The organism is Streptomyces sp. NPDC002623 (assembly GCF_053592635.1).
Window position 1 is genome coordinate 36,372 of record NZ_JBSFWB010000008.1, and the last position, 16,740, is coordinate 53,111.

Sequence of the window (16,740 nt, forward strand, 5' to 3'; positions counted from 1 at the left end):
GGGAGTGTTTTCGACCACAACCTGTCTTCTCCCCCGGATCATGGCCGGTTCATGCGCAGGTGAGGACCGTCTCTCCTTCACGCATCTGGCCGAACCACACGCAATGCCCCGTTAGTGTGGTGGTTCTGTCCGTCCGGTGACCTTTCCGTGACCTTGCAGCGCGTGTCACCCTTGACCGCCGCACCGGACGGAGCAGTGCAGCACCTGGAGGTACCTGCCGTGTCCTTGCCCGCCGTCCTACTGGCCGCCGACGCGTCGTCGCCCTCGCCGACTCCCTCGGAGTCGCCGACCGCGGTGACCGTCCCGTCCCTCCAGGACGCCCAGGAGAGCGCGACGAACGCGGCCAGCTGGGTCGAGGAGAACTGGTCGACCTGGCTGGCGATCGGGCTGCGGGTGCTGCTGATCCTGGTGATCGCGGTGGTGCTGAGAGTGGTGGTGCAGCGGGCGATCACCAAGCTGATCGACCGGATGAACCGGACCGTGGAGTCGGTGGACGGCACGGCGCTGGGCGGGCTGCTGGTCAACAACGAGCGACGCCGTCAGCGCTCGCAGGCGATCGGCTCGGTGCTGCGCTCGGTGGCCAGCTTCCTGATCCTCGGCACGGCCGCCCTGATGGTGCTGGCCACCTTCGAGATCAATCTGGCCCCGCTGCTGGCCTCCGCCGGTGTCGCGGGCGTCGCGATCGGTTTCGGCGCGCGCAACCTGGTCACGGACTTCCTCTCCGGCGTGTTCATGATCCTGGAGGACCAGTACGGCGTCGGCGACCAGATCGACGCGGGCGTGGCCTCCGGCGAGGTCATCGAGGTGGGGCTGCGGGTGACCAAGCTGCGCGGCGACAACGGTGAGATCTGGTACGTCCGCAACGGCGAGGTCAAGCGGATCGGCAACCTCTCGCAGGGCTGGGCGACGGCCGGCGTCGACGTGACCGTGAAGTCGTCCGAGGACCTGGACCGGGTCAAGGCCACGCTGGACGAGGTCGCCGAGAAGATGAGCAAGGAAGAGCCCTGGAACGAGCTCCTGTGGAGCCCGATCGAGGTCCTCGGCCTGGACAGCGTCCTGCTCGACTCGATGGTGGTCCGCGTCTCCGCGAAGACGATGCCGGGCAAGGCGCTGTCGGTCGAGCGCGAGCTGCGCTGGCGCGTCAAGCGCGCCTTCGACGCGGCCGACATCCGCATCGTCGGCGGCGAGACCGCCACCGCCACGGAGGACCCGGCCGACCCGACGGCCTCGGTCGCGGCCCCCTCCGTCTTCTCCAACGCCGACTCCCCGCAGGTGGCGGCCGCCACCCCGATCACTCCGCAGCGCGCGGCGGCCACGCCTCCCGCGAAGTAGGCCCGCAAAGGCGTGCGGAGGCCCGCGGAGGCCCCCCGTGTAACGCCCGCCGCCCCTGTACCGCCCCCGAGGTAACGACTCTGTTGCCTCGGGGGCGGTTTCCGTTTTCGTGTCTTGACGCCCTCTTCGTGGCGGGTTTACCTTCCCTTCCACCGATAGGAAACTTTCCTAACAGTGGCTCGATGTGGACTTGCACATGGCGTCACTGAAAGGCTGGGCAGTTCAGAAAAGGCAGGTGTCGATCCCATGGCAGGAACCGCCGGTACGCCGGGCACCCCGCGCGTCCTGCGCGCCATGAACGACCGCGCCGCGCTCGACCTCCTGCTGGCGCACGGCCCCCTGTCCCGCACCCGCATCGGCAAGCTCACCGGCCTGTCGAAGCCCACCGCCTCCCAGCTCCTGGCCCGCCTCGAAGCGGCCGGACTGGTCCTGGCCACCGGCACCACCGAGGGGCGACCCGGCCCCAACGCCCAGCTCTACGAGGTCAACCCGGCCGCCGCCCACGCCGCCGGACTCGACGTCACCCCCGAACGCGTCCTCGCCGCCGTCGCCGACGTCACCGGCCGGACCCTGGGCACGTACGAGGTGCCCACCCCCGGCAGAAAGACCGTCGAGGCCGTCGTACGGCAGGTCACCGACGCCCTCGACGGCGCGGTGAAGGCCGCCGGCCTCACCCGGGACGACGTGCGGCGGCTCGTCGTCGCCACCCCCGGCGCCTTCGACCCCACCACCGGCCGACTGCGCTACGCCTCCCACCTGCCCGGCTGGCACTCCCCCGCGCTGCTCGACGAACTCGCCGCAGCCCTGCCGATGCCGGTGGAGTACGAGAACGACGTCAACCTCGCCGCCGTCGCCGAACAACGGCTGGGCGCGGCCCGCGACCACGAGGACTTCGTCCTGCTGTGGAACGAAGGCGGCCTCGGCGCCGCCCTCGTCCTCGGCGGCCGGCTGCACCGCGGCTGGACCGGCGGCGCGGGAGAGGTGGGTTTCCTGCCGGTTCCGGGCGCGCCCCTGGTCCGACAGGTGACGAAGGCCAACAGTGGCGGCTTCCAGGAGCTCGCGGGCTCCCAGGCCGTCCCCCGGCTCGCCCGGGAACTCGGCATCAGCCAGATCCCCTCGGGACCGTACGCCGAGGTCGCCGCCGCGCTCGTGGAGCGGGCCGCCACCGAGGACACCGTCCTGAACCGGCTGCTGCTCCAGACGTACGCGACCCGGCTCGCGACCGGTCTCGCCTCACTCGTCTCCGTGCTCGACCCCGAACTCGTCGTCCTCAGCGGCGCCTCCCTGACGGCCGGCGGCGAGGTGCTGCGCACCCTCGTCCAGGCCGAACTGGAGGAGCTGGCCGCGTCCCGGCCGAAGCTGGTCATGGGCGACGTCACCGAACGGCCCGTGCTGCGCGGCGCGCTGGAGAGCGCGCTGGCGGCCACCCGCGACGAGGTCTTCGACACCTCGCGCTAGCCCGCGCCCCTCCGCAGACCTCTTCTCCTGCTCATAGACCCCTTCACCTCACCTCACCTCTCCCTGCCCTGTTCATGGAAGGCTCCGCCATGCCCACACGCATTCCCGAAGTCGTCCGAAAGGCGGCTTTCGCCCTCACCGCCTCCACCGCTCTCCTGCTCAGCACCACCGCCTGTACCGGCCAGTCCGCGACCGGGACGGACGACGACGCGTCGAAGGAGCAGACGATCACCTTCTGGCACGCCTGGAGCGCGCCGAACGAGGTGAAGGCCGTCAAGGCCCTGGTCGCCGGCTTCGAGAAGGCGCACCCCAACATCCATGTGAACGTCGTCGGCAACATGACCGACGACAAGATGAACCAGGCGCTGCGCGCGGGCGGCAGCAAGGCGCCCGACGTGATCTCGTCGTTCACCACCAACGGCGTCGGCAAGTTCTGCTCGTCGGGCGCGCTGGTCGACCTGGGCCCGCTCTTCGAGAAGTCGGGCATCGACCCGGCGACCACCTTCCCGAAGGCGATGAGCGAGTACACCCAGTACGACGGCACCCGCTGCGCCGCCCCGCTCCTCGGCGACGCCTACGGCCTCTACTACAACAAGACCGCCTTCGAGAAGGCCGGCATCACCAGTCCGCCCAAGACCTGGTCCGAGTTCGCGGCCGATGCCAAGAAGCTGACCGTCGCCAAGGGCGACACCTACTCCCAGCTCGGCTTCATGCCGAACTACCACGGCTGGGAGACGACCACCGAGCACTACATGGGCCAGTTCGGGCCGACGTACTTCGACAAGAGCGGCAAGTCGACGATCGCCACCGACCCGGCCGTCGCCGACGCCATGACCCTGCAGAAGAAGCTTGTCGACGACCTCGGCGGCTTCCAGAAGCTGGAGAAGTTCCGCTCCGGCCTCGGTGACGAGTGGGGTCCCAAGCACCCCTTCCAGACCGGCCAGGTGGCCATGCAGCTGGACGGCGAGTGGCGCCTGGGCATGGCCGAGGAGGCGAAGCCCGACTTCGAGATCGGCGTCGCCCCGCTGCCCGTCCCCGACGACCAGGCCGACCAGTACGGCAAGGGCTACATCACCGGCACCATCACGGGCATCGCCGCCACCAGCCAGAAGCAGAACGCGGCCTGGGAACTGGTCAAGTACATCACCACGGACACGGACGCGGTGGTCGGCTTCTCCAACGCGATCCACAACGTGCCCTCGACGCTCGCGGCGCTGAAGTCCCCGAAGCTGAAGTACGACCCGCGCTTCAAGACGTTCCTCGACATCGCCGCGGACCCCAACTCGACCACCTCGCCGGCCTCGGTCAACGGCGGCGTCTACCTCACCACCATCCAGGAGCTCGGCTACGACTACGAGAGCGGCAAGGTCACCGACCTGCAGGCGGGCCTGAAGAAGGCGGCGGCGCAGATCGACACGGACATCGCGCAGGCGAAGTAGCCATGGCCGCCACCCACACACTGCGGGCGAAGCACCGGCGTTCGAGGCTGCGCACCCTCGCCTTCCTCTCGCCCTGGCTGATCGGCTTCTCGGTCTTCTTCGCGTACCCGATGGTCTCGACGGTCTACTTCTCGTTCATGCACTACGACGGCTTCAAGCCGCCGACCTGGGTCGGGACGAAGAACTGGACGTACGTCTTCGAGTCCTACCCCTTCTTCTGGCCCGCCCTGCGCAACACGCTCTGGCTGGTCGTGATCATGGTGACCCTGCGCGTCCTGTTCGGACTCGGGATCGGCATGCTCATCACGAAGATCAAGACGGGTACGGGTGTCTTCCGCACCCTCTTCTACCTGCCCTACCTCGCCCCGCCGGTGGCCGCGACGATGGCGTTCGCGTTCCTCCTCAACCCCGGTACGGGACCGGTCAACTCGATCCTGGAGAAGATCGGCATCCCGGCCCCGGGCTGGTTCAACGACCCCAGCTGGTCCAAACCTGCGCTCACGCTGATGTTCCTGTGGGGCGTCGGCGACCTGATGGTCATCTTCATGGCCGCGCTGCTCGACGTACCGAGAGAGCAGTACGAGGCGGCCGAACTGGACGGCGCGTCGGCGTGGCAGCGGTTCCGGTTCGTCACCCTGCCCAACATCTCGCCGATCATCATGTTCGCCGTCGTCACCGGCGTGATCGCGGCCATGCAGTGCTACACACAGCCCCTGGTCGCCGGAAAGGTCGCCTCGGGCGTGATCCAGGGCGCGGGCACCATGTTCCAGCCCGGCTACCCCGAGCACTCCACGCTCACCCTCCCCCAACTCGTCTACAACCTCGGCTTCCAGCGCTTCGACTACGGCTCCGCCTGTGTCGTCGCCCTGGTCCTGTTCGCCCTGTCGATGGCGTTCACCGCGCTGTTGATGCGGCGCCGGGGCGGTCTCATCCAGGCAGGTGACTGACATGGCTCAGGACGTGGCCCAAGACATGGCCCAAGTACTGGAACGGCCGGTGGAGTCGAAGGTCCCCGCCTCGCCCGCCGAGCGCACGGCCCGCCGCAAGGCGCTCCTGGAATGGATCGCGGTCCACTCCCTCGGCGTGGCGGCGGCCCTGTTCTTCACGCTCCCGTTCGTCTTCGTGTTCCTCACCTCGCTGATGAGCGACTCCCAGGCCCTCAGCCGGGACCTGATCCCGCACACCTGGGAATGGGCCAACTACAAGAAGGTCTTCGACACCCCGGGCTTCCTCACCTGGTGGAAGAACACGCTCGTCTACGCCGGCCTCGGCACCGTCCTCGTGGTCGTGTCGTCGATGCCCGTGGCGTACGCCCTCGCCAAGTTCCGCTTCCGGGGCCGCAACCTCACCCTGATGCTGGTGATCTCGATGATGATGCTGCCCCCGCAGGTGGTCGTCATCCCGATGTACCTGTTCTGGGCGAAGCAGCTGGACCTCTCGGGCACCCTGTGGCCAATGATCATCCCGCTGGCGTTCGGCGATGCGTTCTCGATCTTCCTCCTGCGCCAGTTCCTGATGACGATCCCGAACGAATACCTGGACGCGGCGAAGGTGGACGGTTGCGGCGACCTGCGCACCCTCCTGAAGGTCGTACTCCCGATGGCGAAGCCGGGCATCGCCGCAGTGGCCCTCTTCCAGTTCTTCAACGCCTGGAACGACTACTTCGGCCCGCAGATCTACACCTCGGAGAACCCGGGCGCCTGGACGCTGTCCTACGGCCTGGAGTCCTTCAAGGGCGCGCACCACACCGACTGGAACCTCACCATGGCGGCCACCGTTCTCGTCATGGCCCCGGTGATCCTCGTGTTCTTCTTCGCGCAGAAGGCGTTCGTCGAGGGCGTCACCCTGACCGGAGTGAAGGGTTGAACCTCGCATGCTGCATCTCCCCGGGGGACAACCCCCGGACCCCCGGCCGATGATCACCCTTCCCGGAGCCTGGAAGCGAGGCACTCCCCAGTGAAACTCACCGTGGTAGGCGGCGGCTCGACCTACACCCCCGAACTCGTCGACGGCTTCGCACGTCTGAGGGACACCCTCCCCGTCGAGGAACTGGTCCTCGTCGACCCGGCGGCCGAACGCCTGGAACTGGTCGGCGGCCTGGCCCGCCGCATCCTCGCCCGGCAGGGCCACCCCGGCCGGGTCGTCACCACCTCCGACCTGGACGCGGGGGTGGAGGGCGCCGACGCCGTCCTGCTCCAGCTGCGGGTCGGCGGCCAGGCGGCGCGCGAGCAGGACGAGACCTGGCCGCTGGAGTGCGGCTGCGTCGGACAGGAGACGACCGGCGCGGGCGGCCTGGCGAAGGCGCTGCGCACGGTCCCGCTGGTCCTGGACATCGCCGAACGCGTCCGCCGCACCAACCCGCACGCCTGGATCATCGACTTCACCAACCCGGTCGGCATCGTCACCCGCGCCCTGCTGAAGGAGGGCCACAAGGCGGTCGGCCTGTGCAACGTGGCGATCGGGCTGCAGCGCAAGTTCGCGGCGCTGCTCGACGTCGAACCGGCCGATCTGCACTTGGACCACGTGGGCCTCAACCACCTCACCTGGGAGACAGGGGTGCGGCTGGGCGGCCCCGAGGGCGACGACGTCCTGCCGGGCCTGCTGACCGACCACGCCGACGCGATCGCCGCCGACCTGCGGCTGCCCCGCCCGCTCCTGGACCGGCTGGGCGTGGTCCCGTCCTACTACCTGCGCTACTACTACGCGCACGATCAGGTCGTACGGGAACTGCGGGACAAGCCGTCCAGGGCGGCCGAAGTGGCAGCGATGGAACGCGAGTTGCTGGCGCTCTACGCCGACCCGACGCTCGACGAGAAGCCGGAGCTGCTCGCCAAGCGCGGCGGCGCGTTCTACTCGGAGGCCGCGGTGGACCTGGCGGCGGCGCTGCTCACCGGCTCGGGCAGCCCCTACCAGGTGGTGAACACCCTCAACAACGGCACGCTCCCCTTCCTCCCGGACGACGCGGTGATCGAGGTCCAGGCGGCGGTGGGCCAGAAGGGCCCGTCCCCGCTGCCCGTACCGTCCCTCGACCCGCTCTACCAGGGCCTGATGGCCAATGTGACGGCCTACGAGGACCTGGCACTCTCGGCCGCTCTGCACGGCGGCCGCGACCGGGTGTTCAAGGCCCTCCTCGCGCACCCCCTGATCGGCCAGTACGAGTACGCCGAGCAGCTGACCGACCGACTGATCGCACACAACCGGGAGCACCTCGCGTGGGCCTGACGGCAAGCGTTCTCGCCATCGACGCGGGCAACAGCAAGACGGACGTCGCCGTCGTGGCGGCCGACGGGGAGATCCTCGGCACGGCCCGCGGCGGCGGCTTCCGCCCGCCCGCGGTGGGCGTGGAGGCGGCGGTGGACGCGCTGGCGGACACCGTCACGCGCGCGTACCGGGCCGCCGGGGTCACCGCCGCGACCCATGTCTCGGCGTGCCTGGCCAACGCGGACCTGCCGGTGGAGGAGGAGCAGCTGGCGGCCGCCCTGCACGCACGCGCGTGGGGCGCGTCCGTGGACGTCCGCAACGACACCTTCGCGATCCTGCGGGCCGGCGTGGCCGAACCCCGGGGCGTGGCCGTCGTCTGCGGCGCCGGCATCAACTGCGTGGGCATGCGCCCCGACGGCCGCACCGCCCGCTTCCCGGCCCTCGGCCGCCTCTCCGGTGACTGGGGAGGCGGCTGGGGCCTGGCCGAGGAGGCGATCTGGCACGCGGCACGCGCGGAGGACGGCAGGGGCGACGCGACGACCCTGGCCCACACGCTCCCGGCCCACTTCGGCCTCCCGACCATGTACGCCCTGATCGAGTCCCTGCACCTGGAGGACATCGAACCGGGCCGCCGCCACGAACTGACCCCGGTCCTCTTCGGGACGGCCGCCGACGGCGACCGCATCGCGCGCGGGATCGTCGACCGCCTGGCGCAGGAGGTGGTCACGATGGCGGTGGTCGCCCTGACCCGCCTGGAACTCCTTGAGGAGGAGACACCCGTCCTCCTGGGCGGAGGCGTCCTGGCAGCCGGCCACGACCAGCTGGACGACGGCGTACGGGAGCTGCTCGCCGCGCGGGCGCCCAAGGCGGTGCCTCAGGTGGTACGGGCACGTCCCGTGCTGGGAGCGGCGCTGCTGGGCCTGGACAGACTGGGGGCGCGAGCGGACGTGCACGAACGAGTGCGGGCTCACTTCGAGACACCCGGCCCGTCCGGCGATTGAGGACGAGGCCCGTTCAGGGCCGAAACGGGGTCCGGGGGCGGCAGCCCCCGGGGAACCGAACATCCCCTCACGGCGTATTCATGAACAGGGGTGACTGCGATCTGATCAAGATCCAGTGAAGGCCGGTGCGCAATGTCACTCCCGCCAGCGATACTTGCGGCGAGAGATGACCATGGGGGAGGTCAACAACGTGGCAAACCCGGCAACAACGACACGACCGCCGACGCGCCGCACGGCATTCGCCGAGGGCGTGGATCTGGCGCGTGCCGCGGCGAACACCGAGCCCGGACGGCTGCGCATCATCGGCGCCGTCCTCGCCCTCCTCGTCGTCGCCTTCGGCGCCGTGACGGCCTGGCAGACGACCGACCGCGCGGCCGCCGCGGACGACGTGCTGCACAAGAGCCAGCCGCTCAGCACGGCCGCGGCCGACATCTACCGCTCGCTGGCCGACGCCAACACGGCCGCCTCCAGCGGCTTCCTCGCGGGGGGCGAGGAGACGGCGGAGTCCCGGCAGCGGTACGAGGAGGACATCGACACGGCCGCCGCCAAGCTCGTCACCGCGGCCAACAACGCCGACCCCGGCTCGGCCTCGACGGCGTCCATCACCAAGCTGAACAAGCTGCTGCCCGAGTACAAGGGCCTGGTGGAGCGCGCGCGGACGTACAACCGGCAGGGCTTCCCGGTCGGCGGCGCCTATCTGCGGTACGCGAACGAGAAGATGCAGGGCGAGATGCTCCCGGCGGCCGAGGATCTCTACAAGACGGAGAACCAGCGCCTGCAGGCGGACTACGGCGACGCCACGCCCTACCCGTGGGCGGCGATCGCGCTCGGCGTCCTCGCGCTGGCCGGTCTGGCCTGGGCGCAGGCCCGCAACTACCGCCGTACGAACCGCGTCCTGAACCACGGTCTGGTCGCCGCGACGGCGGCCTCCACCGTCGTCCTCCTCTGGCTGGTCGTCGGCCACACCGTGGCCCGCGCGGGTCTCGAGGACTCCTACGAGCACGGCGTCCGCTCGCTGAACGTCCTGCACGACGCGCGGATCGCCTCCCTCAAGGCGCGCGGCAACGAGAACCTCACCCTGGTGGCGCGCGGCGCCGAGACGGTGAAGGTGACGGCCGACGGCGACGAGGTCACGCTCGACAAGTACGACCACGAGTTCGACACCGAGATGACCACCCTCGGCAAGGGCCTCGCGCAGGCGGCGAAGCTGGCCGACGACCAGTCGGGCGAGAAGCCGGTCGCGTCGGCCGAGAGCAACATGGCGGAGTGGAAGAAGCGCCACACCACCGCTCGCGCGCAGGACGACAACGGCAACTACGAGCAGGCGCTGGCCCTGGTGATCGGCGGCAAGGACGCGACCGGCGCGTGCTTCGACAACGTCGACAAGAACCTCGCGGACGCGCTGGCGCACGAGCAGACCGAGTTCAAGCAGGCGGCCGGGGACGGCCTGGGCGCGATGACCGGTCTGTCGATCGGCGCCGCCGTGCTCGCCGTGCTGGGCGCCGCCGGAGCGGTCCTCGGCATCGGCCGCAGGCTGTCGGAGTACCGGTGAACGGGCGGGCACCGGGTAACGGACCGGTGGGAGGAGGCGTGACGATGCGTGTGCGACGGGTGCGGGCCGGCCTGAAGGGCTGGGGCGGAGTGGGCGCGATGGCGGCCGTGTGCGCCCTCGCGCTGGCGTTCGTGCTGCTGCTGCCGTGGACGCAGTCCCACGGCGAGGGGAGCACCGACCAGGGCGGCCAGGGCGCCGCCGAGGGCAGCCCGGCGGCCGACGCCACCTGCACGGCCCCGGAGAAGCAGACGCTGGCGCCGTCGACCGCCGACGGCACGACGATCGCCGCGATCAAGGCCCGGCAGGGCGAGAAGCGCAAGCTGATCGTCGGCGTCGACCAGAACAGCTACCGCTGGGGCTACCGCGATCCCAACAACACCGGCGCGGAGCTGGAGGGCTTCGACATCGACCTGGTCCACCGGATCGCCCAGGACATCCTCGGCGACCCGAACGCGGTCCAGTTCAAGGCCATCCCGACCAACCAGCGCATCCCGGCCGTCCAGGAGGGCCGGGTCGACATGATCGTGCGCACGATGACGATCTCGTGCACCCGTCTGGACGAAGTCGCTTTCTCCGCGCCGTACTTCAAGACGGGGCAGCAGGTCCTCGCCCCCAAGTCCTCGACGATCACGGGCTACAACGACACGCTGGCGAAGAAGAAGGTCTGCACGGCGACCGGTTCGACGGCCAACACCCAGCTGGCCGACGACAAGAAGGCGAACAAGCTGGCCTCCACCGTCGACATCTCCACCACCGTCCCCAACCAGCTCGACTGTCTGGTCCGGTTGCAGCTCGGCGAGGTCGACGCGGTGGTCACCGACGGCGCGCTCGCGGCCAGCCAGGCCGCCCAGGACCCCACGGTCGAGCTCAAGGGCGCCCCGTTCACGACCGAGTACTACGGCGTGGCGATGAAGAAGGACGCGAGCGATCTGGTACGCCGGGTCAACCAGATCCTGGTGGAGTACCGCGCGAGCGGCTGGCAGGCGTCGTACGACAAGTGGCTGTCCGCGACACTGGGCACGGACACGGCGAAGTCGCAGCCGCCCACGCCGCCGCAGTACCTGCGCACGAGCTGACGGACGGAACACCGGGCGGACCGCCGGGCAGGGCAGAGCAGCAGACAACCGACACAGGACGACACGGCAGCGAGAGGTGATCGATGGGCGTCACGGGACCTCCCGGGCCGGTGATGGACCGGGACGAGGTCGACCGTGCGCTGGCGCGGCTCGGTGCGGAGCACGAGGCGATCGAGACCTCGCTCCTCGCCCTGCAGGACCACGCGGGCCGCAGGCTCCTCGAAGGCGCCGAGCTCACCGGCGTCACCAAGGAGCGCTGGGCGTCCGCGGAGGCGTCGATCACGCTGCTGTGGGCGTACTTCGACGCGTACGCCGACGCGCTGCGCGGCGCCCGCGAGATCCGCTCGCGCCGCCGCTGGTCCAGTCGCGAGGACCTGGTGGAGCTGACGGAACTACTGCGCGGCGAGTCCGTCACGGTCGCGGGATCGGTCGCGGGATCGATCGCCGGCTCGGCCGCCGCGACCGCCCACGCGCCGACGCTGCACGGCACGGGCAAGCTCAGCCACAGCTTCTCCCTCAGCACCCTCGTCGACCGCATGAACGAGCTGTACGCGTCGTCGCTGGACATGGTCGTCGCCGCCGACGCGGTGTGGTCGGCGCTGCCCGCGCGGATAGATTTACTGGCCGCGGAGCTCCAGCGCACGCGTCGGCTCGCGCACTCCGTCGGTGTCCGCCCGGGCGAGCACCCGGCGGGCGACGACCTGGAGCGCATCACGCACACCCTGACCGCCCTGCGCGAGCAGGTCGTGTCGGACCCGCTCGCCTACTGGGCGCCCACACAGGGCAGTTCGGCGCCGGGCGGCGGCCGTCCGGACACCACGGTGTACGACCGTGAGGCGCGCGCCCTGGAGGACGTACGCCGGGAGATCGACGCCGTCCTGACGGTCCGGCAGGACGCCGAGCAGCGGCTGGTGAAGCTGCGGGACATCCTCAGCCGCGCCGACCGCACCCTCGCCGAGGCGCGCACCGCGCGCGGCGAGGTGCTCGCGAAGATCGCCGCGACCGAGGTGCCGGTGGTCAGCGGCCCGCCGACCGTGCTGCAGGAGCAGCTCGCGACGGCCGCCGAGTACCGCAGACACGCCCAGTGGCACCGGCTGTCGCCGCTCCTGGAGTCCCTGGAGGAGAAGGCGGAGGACGAACTGCTGCGCGCCCGCGAGTCGTTGACCGAGGTCACCCAGCCGCTGGCGGTCCGCGCGGAGCTGCGCGGCCGGCTCGACGCGTACAAGGCGAAGGTCGCCCGGCACGGGCTCGCCGAGGACCCGTTCCTCATCGAGCGCTACGACGCGGCGCGCCGCATGCTGTGGAGCGCGCCGTGCGATCTGCGCGTCGCCGAACAGGCCGTCCTGCGCTACCAGCAGGCGGCCGCCGAACTGCTCACGGCACCGCGCGTGCCGGACCAGGGCGGACCTCAGGACCGTAGGGGGGAGCAGTAACCATGAGTCAGGCGGGACAGTCGTGTCAGCGGCCGGGCTGCGAGGGTTCGTACGAGGACGTGGGCGGCGGCGAGCTGTACTGCGACACCTGCGGTCTGGCCCCGGTCGTGTCCTCGAAAGGCATGGTCGGCTCCCCGCCGACCGGGGTGACCCGCGGCGGCAAGGGCTCGTCGGGCAGCGCGAGTTCACGCTCCAGCGGGCAGAGCGCGCGCAGCTCCCGGACGTCGTCGCAGTCGTCGAAGTCGCGCCGCTCGGTGTCCGGGCGGCTGTCGCGCTCGCTCTCGGGCAGGTCGACGGGCCGCTCGGTGTCGGTGCGCAGCTCCGGTTCGACGGCCGGCTCCTCCGGGCGCGCCCGGCTCGGCGTCGGTCTGGTCTCGGTGCCGCAGGTGCCGCGTCCCGACCCGCGCGCGATGGTGCTGGAGAACCCCGAGGTCCCCGAGCGCAAGCGGTTCTGCTCGCGCTCCGACTGCGGTGCGCCGGTGGGCCGTTCGCGCGGCGAGCGCGAGGGCCGCACGGAGGGCTTCTGCACCAAGTGCGGCAACCCGTACTCCTTCGTCCCGAAGCTGAAGTCCGGCGACGTCGTGCACGGCCAGTACGAGGTCGCGGGCTGTCTGGCGCACGGCGGCCTGGGCTGGGTCTACCTGGCGGTGGACCGCGCGGTCTCCGACCGGTGGGTGGTCCTCAAGGGCCTCCTCGACACCGGCGACCAGGACGCGATGGCCGCCGCGATCTCCGAGCGGCGCTTCCTCGCGGAGATCGAGCACTCCAACATCGTGCGGATCTATAACTTCGTCGAGCACCTCGACCAGCGCACCGGCTCGCTCGACGGCTACATCGTCATGGAGTACGTCGGCGGCAAGTCCCTCAAGGAGATCGCCAACGACCGCCGGACCACGGCGGGCAAGCGGGATCCGCTGCCGGTGGAGCAGGCGTGCGCGTACGGCATCGAGGCCCTGGAGGCGCTCGGCCATCTGCACAGCCGCAACCTGCTGTACTGCGACTTCAAGGTCGACAACGCGATCCAGACCGAGGACCAGCTCAAGCTGATCGACATGGGCGCGGTCCGCAGGATGGACGACGACGAGTCGGCCATCTACGGCACGGTCGGCTACCAGGGGCCGGAGGTCGCCGAGGTCGGTCCCTCGGTCGCCTCCGACCTGTACACGGTGGGCCGTACGCTCGCCGTCCTGACGTTCGACTTCCAGGGCTACACGACCGTCTTCGTCGACTCCCTGCCCGACCCCGACAACATCGAGGTCTTCCGCCAGTACGAGTCCTTCTACCGGCTCCTCGTCCGCGCCACCGACCCCGATCCGGCCCGCAGGTTCGCCTCCGCGCAGGAGATGGCGGAGCAGCTGACGGGCGTGCTGCGCGAGGTCGTCTCGCTGCAGAGCGGCCGGGCGCGGCCCGCGCTGTCGACCCTGTTCGGGCCGGAGGTCAAGGTCACGGACAGCGAGCTGTTCCCGAAGCTGGACGGCGAGGTGTCGCGGCTGGGCTCCCGGGTCGCCGCGGTCAAGTCCCGTCGACTGTTCGGTAGTTCGGGGACGGCGGCGGCCCTCGCCGGTGCGGGCGGCGGCAGCGGTACCGGCGTTTCGGCCACGCCCTCGCTCGGCGCCGCTCCCCTTCCTGTCGTGGCTCCCGCGTTCGCGGGCGGAGCCTCGCTGCCGAGCACGGGCGCCGGCGCGGACACCGTCCCGTCACTGCCGAGTGCCGGCGGCGTCGCGTCGGCCGGCTCCTCGCCGACCGTCGTGCCCGGCGCCACCCCCGGCATCGTCAAGACCGTGCCCGCGCCCGCCGCGGCCCTCGCGCTGCCCGTGCCGCACGTCGACCCCGCCGACCCCAACGCGGGCTTCCTCGCAGGCCTGTTGACGTCCGGTCCCGGCGAGTTGATCACGGCCCTCACGGCCGCGCCGGCGCCGTCGGTCGAGACCCGGCTGCGACAGATCCGCGCCTGGCTGGAGAACGGCGACCACCAGGCCGCTCTCACCTCCCTCCGGACCCTGGAGGACGAACGGCCCGACGACTGGCGGGTGGTCTGGTACCGGGGCGTGGCCTCGCTGGTCACCGGCGACCACGAGGGCGCCGCGCTCTCCTTCGACGCGATCTACGACGCCTTCCCGGGCGAACCCGCGCCCAAGCTGGCGCTCGGCCTGTGCGCGGAGGTGCTGGGGCAGCTCGACAACGCCGCCGAGTACTACCGCCTGGTGTGGTCGACCGACCCGAGCTATGTGAGCTCCGCGTTCGGCCTCGCGCGCGTGCAGCTCGCCGCGGGGGACCGCCGGAGCGCCGTCCGGACGCTGGAGTCGGTGCCGGAGTCCTCCATCCACTACACGGCGGCCCGGGTGGCGGCCGTGCGCGCCCGGCTCCGGCAGCGGACCGCCCTCGCCACCGACGTACCCTTCCTGGAAGACCTCACCGCCGCCGCGGCCCAGGTCGAGGCGCTGGACGCCTACGGTCTGGATCCGACGCGGCGCGAGCAGTTGTCCGCGGAAGTCCTCGGCAGCGCCCTCGACTGGATACTCTCCGGTGGCCAGGGCACCGGCCCGGCCGCCCGGGCGCTGCTCGGCAGCGAACTGGACGAGCGGGGGCTGCGCTTCGGCCTGGAGCGCTCGTACCGCACGCTGGCCCGGCTGGCGACCGGCGGCGATGAGAGGATCGACCTGGTGGAACGTGCCAATCGTTACCGCCCCCGGACGTGGGTGTAGTTGATGTCGCAGATGCCCCGGCAGGCCGCCCTGCCGACGTGTCCGAGCTGCGCGGAGCCGCTCGACGCGGGTGACCGTTTCTGCGGCGCCTGCGGATACGACCTGTCCGCCGTGCCACCGCGCCCGGACGACCACCCGACCCTCACGATGAACGGCTCGACGCAGCCGACTCCTCCGGAGGGGCTGGGAATGAACACAGGGGTGGGCGTGGGAATGACCGGTCCGCCCGTACCGGGCGCCGGCTCGGGCCTGCCGGGCGCCACCGGTGCGGCCCTGCCGCCGCCGGACGGCCCCGGTGCTCCTCCCCCGCCGCCCCCCAGGGCCCCGGCGCCGTCCGCCGCCTCCCCCGGCGCCCCCGCCACCCCTGCCACCGGTGTCCGCTTCGATCGGCCCCCGGAGCCCGACGAGTACGCGCTGCAGGCGCCGGACCCGCGCGTGGCCGCCGAGGCCGCCGCGGGGGCCGAGCCCGCCAAGGTGTGCGTGGCCTGCCGTGCGGGCCGGGTGGACGACGACGGTTACTGCGAGAACTGCGGGCACGCCCAGCCGCGCGAACGGGACCATATGGAACTGGAGTCGGGCCCGCTGGCCGCCGTCAGCGACCGCGGCCTGCGCCACCACCGCAACGAGGACGCCTTCGGCCTCGGCTGCACCGCCCTGCCCGACGGCTCACCGGCCCTCGTGGCGATCGTCTGCGACGGCGTGTCCTCCGCGACCCGCCCCGACGACGCCTCGCTCGCCGCGTCGAGGGCGGCGAGCGCGGCGCTGCTGGCGGCCCTGCCGCAGGGCACGCATCCACAGGCGGCCATGCACGAGGCGATCGTCGCCGCGTCGCACGCGGTCAACGCGCTGGCCACCGAGCCCGCCACCGCCCGTGAGCACGCCCCGCACCAGAACGCTCCCGCCTGCACCCTGGTGGGGGCGGTCGTCACCCCCGGGCTGCTGGTCGTCGGCTGGGTGGGCGACAGCCGTGCCTACTGGATCCCGGCGGACCGCACCTCGCCCGCGGCCCGGCTCACCGAGGACGACTCGTGGGCCGCGCAGATGGTCGCCGCGGGACTGATGAACGAGGCGGAGGCCTACGCCGACGAGCGCGCCCACGCGATCACCGGCTGGCTCGGCGCCGACGCCTATGAACTGGAGCCGCACACCGCGTCCTTCAAACCCGACCGGCCGGGTGTGGTCGTGGTGTGCACGGACGGCCTGTGGAACTACGCGGAGGCGGCCGAGGAGATGGCCGAGGTCGTCCCGCCGGACGCCGCCGTCCGGCCCCTGCACAGCGCACGCGTCCTGGTCGGTCACGCCCTGGACGGCGGGGGCCACGACAACGTAACAGTGGCCGTCGTGCCGTTCCCCGCCCCCGTACAGGGGGCAGGATCGGCCTGAGGCCGCAAAACGGGGAAACACGGGTAACGCGGGGTAACGCGGAGCAACACGGCGTAACACGCGCAAGCACGGGGAAGCACGCGTAGGGGCCGGTGGGGACCGGCCCCTACCCAGACATCGCCCTGCGAACGTAGGGTTTTCGAGGGGGATTTGAGTAGGC

General features: G+C 71.2%; 12 protein-coding genes. All 12 read left to right on the forward strand.

What is annotated here, in order from left to right:
- Nucleotides 1–219 precede the first annotated feature (219 nt).
- The 12 genes from ACWD4O_RS16435 to ACWD4O_RS16490 all read left to right on the forward strand — a co-directional run bounded on the left by ACWD4O_RS16435 (nucleotide 220) and on the right by ACWD4O_RS16490 (nucleotide 16,580).
- Complete coding sequence (locus ACWD4O_RS16435) at nucleotides 220–1,332, forward strand: mechanosensitive ion channel family protein (RefSeq protein ID WP_451280384.1); 1,113 nt, start codon at nucleotides 220–222, stop codon at nucleotides 1,330–1,332.
- Between the two features lie 246 nt (nucleotides 1,333–1,578).
- Nucleotides 1,579–2,790 (forward strand): ROK family transcriptional regulator, encoded by a 1,212-nt coding sequence (locus tag ACWD4O_RS16440; protein WP_451280385.1) that lies wholly within the window; start codon nucleotides 1,579–1,581, stop codon nucleotides 2,788–2,790.
- 89 nt (nucleotides 2,791–2,879) lie between these two features.
- Nucleotides 2,880–4,229, forward strand: a complete 1,350-nt coding sequence (locus tag ACWD4O_RS16445) for an ABC transporter substrate-binding protein (protein ID WP_351906335.1) — start codon at nucleotides 2,880–2,882, stop codon at nucleotides 4,227–4,229.
- A gap of 2 nt (nucleotides 4,230–4,231) precedes the next feature.
- Entirely contained in the window at nucleotides 4,232–5,176 is a 945-nt protein-coding gene (locus tag ACWD4O_RS16450) for a carbohydrate ABC transporter permease (protein ID WP_351906338.1), read from the forward strand.
- A 25-nt stretch (nucleotides 5,177–5,201) separates the two neighbouring features.
- The gene (locus tag ACWD4O_RS16455; RefSeq protein ID WP_351906794.1) at nucleotides 5,202–6,095 is read left to right on the forward strand and encodes a carbohydrate ABC transporter permease; all 894 of its coding nucleotides are present in this window, start codon (nucleotides 5,202–5,204) and stop codon (nucleotides 6,093–6,095) included.
- A gap of 90 nt (nucleotides 6,096–6,185) precedes the next feature.
- Nucleotides 6,186–7,451, forward strand: coding sequence for a 6-phospho-beta-glucosidase (locus tag ACWD4O_RS16460; protein WP_451280387.1), 1,266 nt, complete (start codon nucleotides 6,186–6,188; stop codon nucleotides 7,449–7,451).
- Nucleotides 7,442–8,431 carry an N-acetylglucosamine kinase gene (locus tag ACWD4O_RS16465; RefSeq protein WP_451280389.1) on the forward strand — a complete coding sequence of 330 codons (990 nt, stop codon included), beginning with the start codon at nucleotides 7,442–7,444 and terminating at the stop codon, nucleotides 8,429–8,431. Before ACWD4O_RS16460 ends, ACWD4O_RS16465 begins: the two co-directional genes overlap by 10 nt.
- A 190-nt stretch (nucleotides 8,432–8,621) precedes the next feature.
- Nucleotides 8,622–9,983: a hypothetical protein gene (locus ACWD4O_RS16470; protein ID WP_451280391.1), complete on the forward strand. Its 1,362-nt coding sequence runs from the start codon at nucleotides 8,622–8,624 to the stop codon at nucleotides 9,981–9,983.
- A gap of 44 nt (nucleotides 9,984–10,027) precedes the next feature.
- Nucleotides 10,028–11,059, forward strand: coding sequence for a glutamate ABC transporter substrate-binding protein (locus ACWD4O_RS16475; RefSeq protein WP_451280393.1), 1,032 nt, complete (start codon nucleotides 10,028–10,030; stop codon nucleotides 11,057–11,059).
- A gap of 83 nt (nucleotides 11,060–11,142) precedes the next feature.
- The gene (locus ACWD4O_RS16480) at nucleotides 11,143–12,492 is read left to right on the forward strand and encodes a hypothetical protein (RefSeq protein WP_451280395.1); all 1,350 of its coding nucleotides are present in this window, start codon (nucleotides 11,143–11,145) and stop codon (nucleotides 12,490–12,492) included.
- Nucleotides 12,493–12,494: 2 nt separating this feature from the next.
- Nucleotides 12,495–15,197 carry a tetratricopeptide repeat protein gene (locus ACWD4O_RS16485; RefSeq protein ID WP_451280397.1) on the forward strand — a complete coding sequence of 901 codons (2,703 nt, stop codon included), beginning with the start codon at nucleotides 12,495–12,497 and terminating at the stop codon, nucleotides 15,195–15,197.
- Nucleotides 15,198–16,580: a PP2C family serine/threonine-protein phosphatase gene (locus tag ACWD4O_RS16490; protein WP_451280398.1), complete on the forward strand. Its 1,383-nt coding sequence runs from the start codon at nucleotides 15,198–15,200 to the stop codon at nucleotides 16,578–16,580.
- Nucleotides 16,581–16,740 lie beyond the last annotated feature (160 nt).

What these genes read in the sequence shown, in the direction of transcription:
- ACWD4O_RS16440 (WP_451280385.1), top strand. Translation starts at nt 1,579, where the DNA reads ATGGCAGGAACCGCCGGTACGCCGGGCACCCCGCGCGTCCTGCGCGCC.
- ACWD4O_RS16445 (WP_351906335.1), top strand. Translation starts at nt 2,880, where the DNA reads ATGCCCACACGCATTCCCGAAGTCGTCCGAAAGGCGGCTTTCGCCCTC.
- ACWD4O_RS16450 (WP_351906338.1), top strand. Translation starts at nt 4,232, where the DNA reads ATGGCCGCCACCCACACACTGCGGGCGAAGCACCGGCGTTCGAGGCTG.
- ACWD4O_RS16455 (WP_351906794.1), top strand. Translation starts at nt 5,202, where the DNA reads ATGGCCCAAGTACTGGAACGGCCGGTGGAGTCGAAGGTCCCCGCCTCG.
- ACWD4O_RS16475 (WP_451280393.1), top strand. Translation starts at nt 10,028, where the DNA reads ATGCGTGTGCGACGGGTGCGGGCCGGCCTGAAGGGCTGGGGCGGAGTG.
- ACWD4O_RS16480 (WP_451280395.1), top strand. Translation starts at nt 11,143, where the DNA reads ATGGGCGTCACGGGACCTCCCGGGCCGGTGATGGACCGGGACGAGGTC.
- ACWD4O_RS16485 (WP_451280397.1), top strand. Translation starts at nt 12,495, where the DNA reads ATGAGTCAGGCGGGACAGTCGTGTCAGCGGCCGGGCTGCGAGGGTTCG.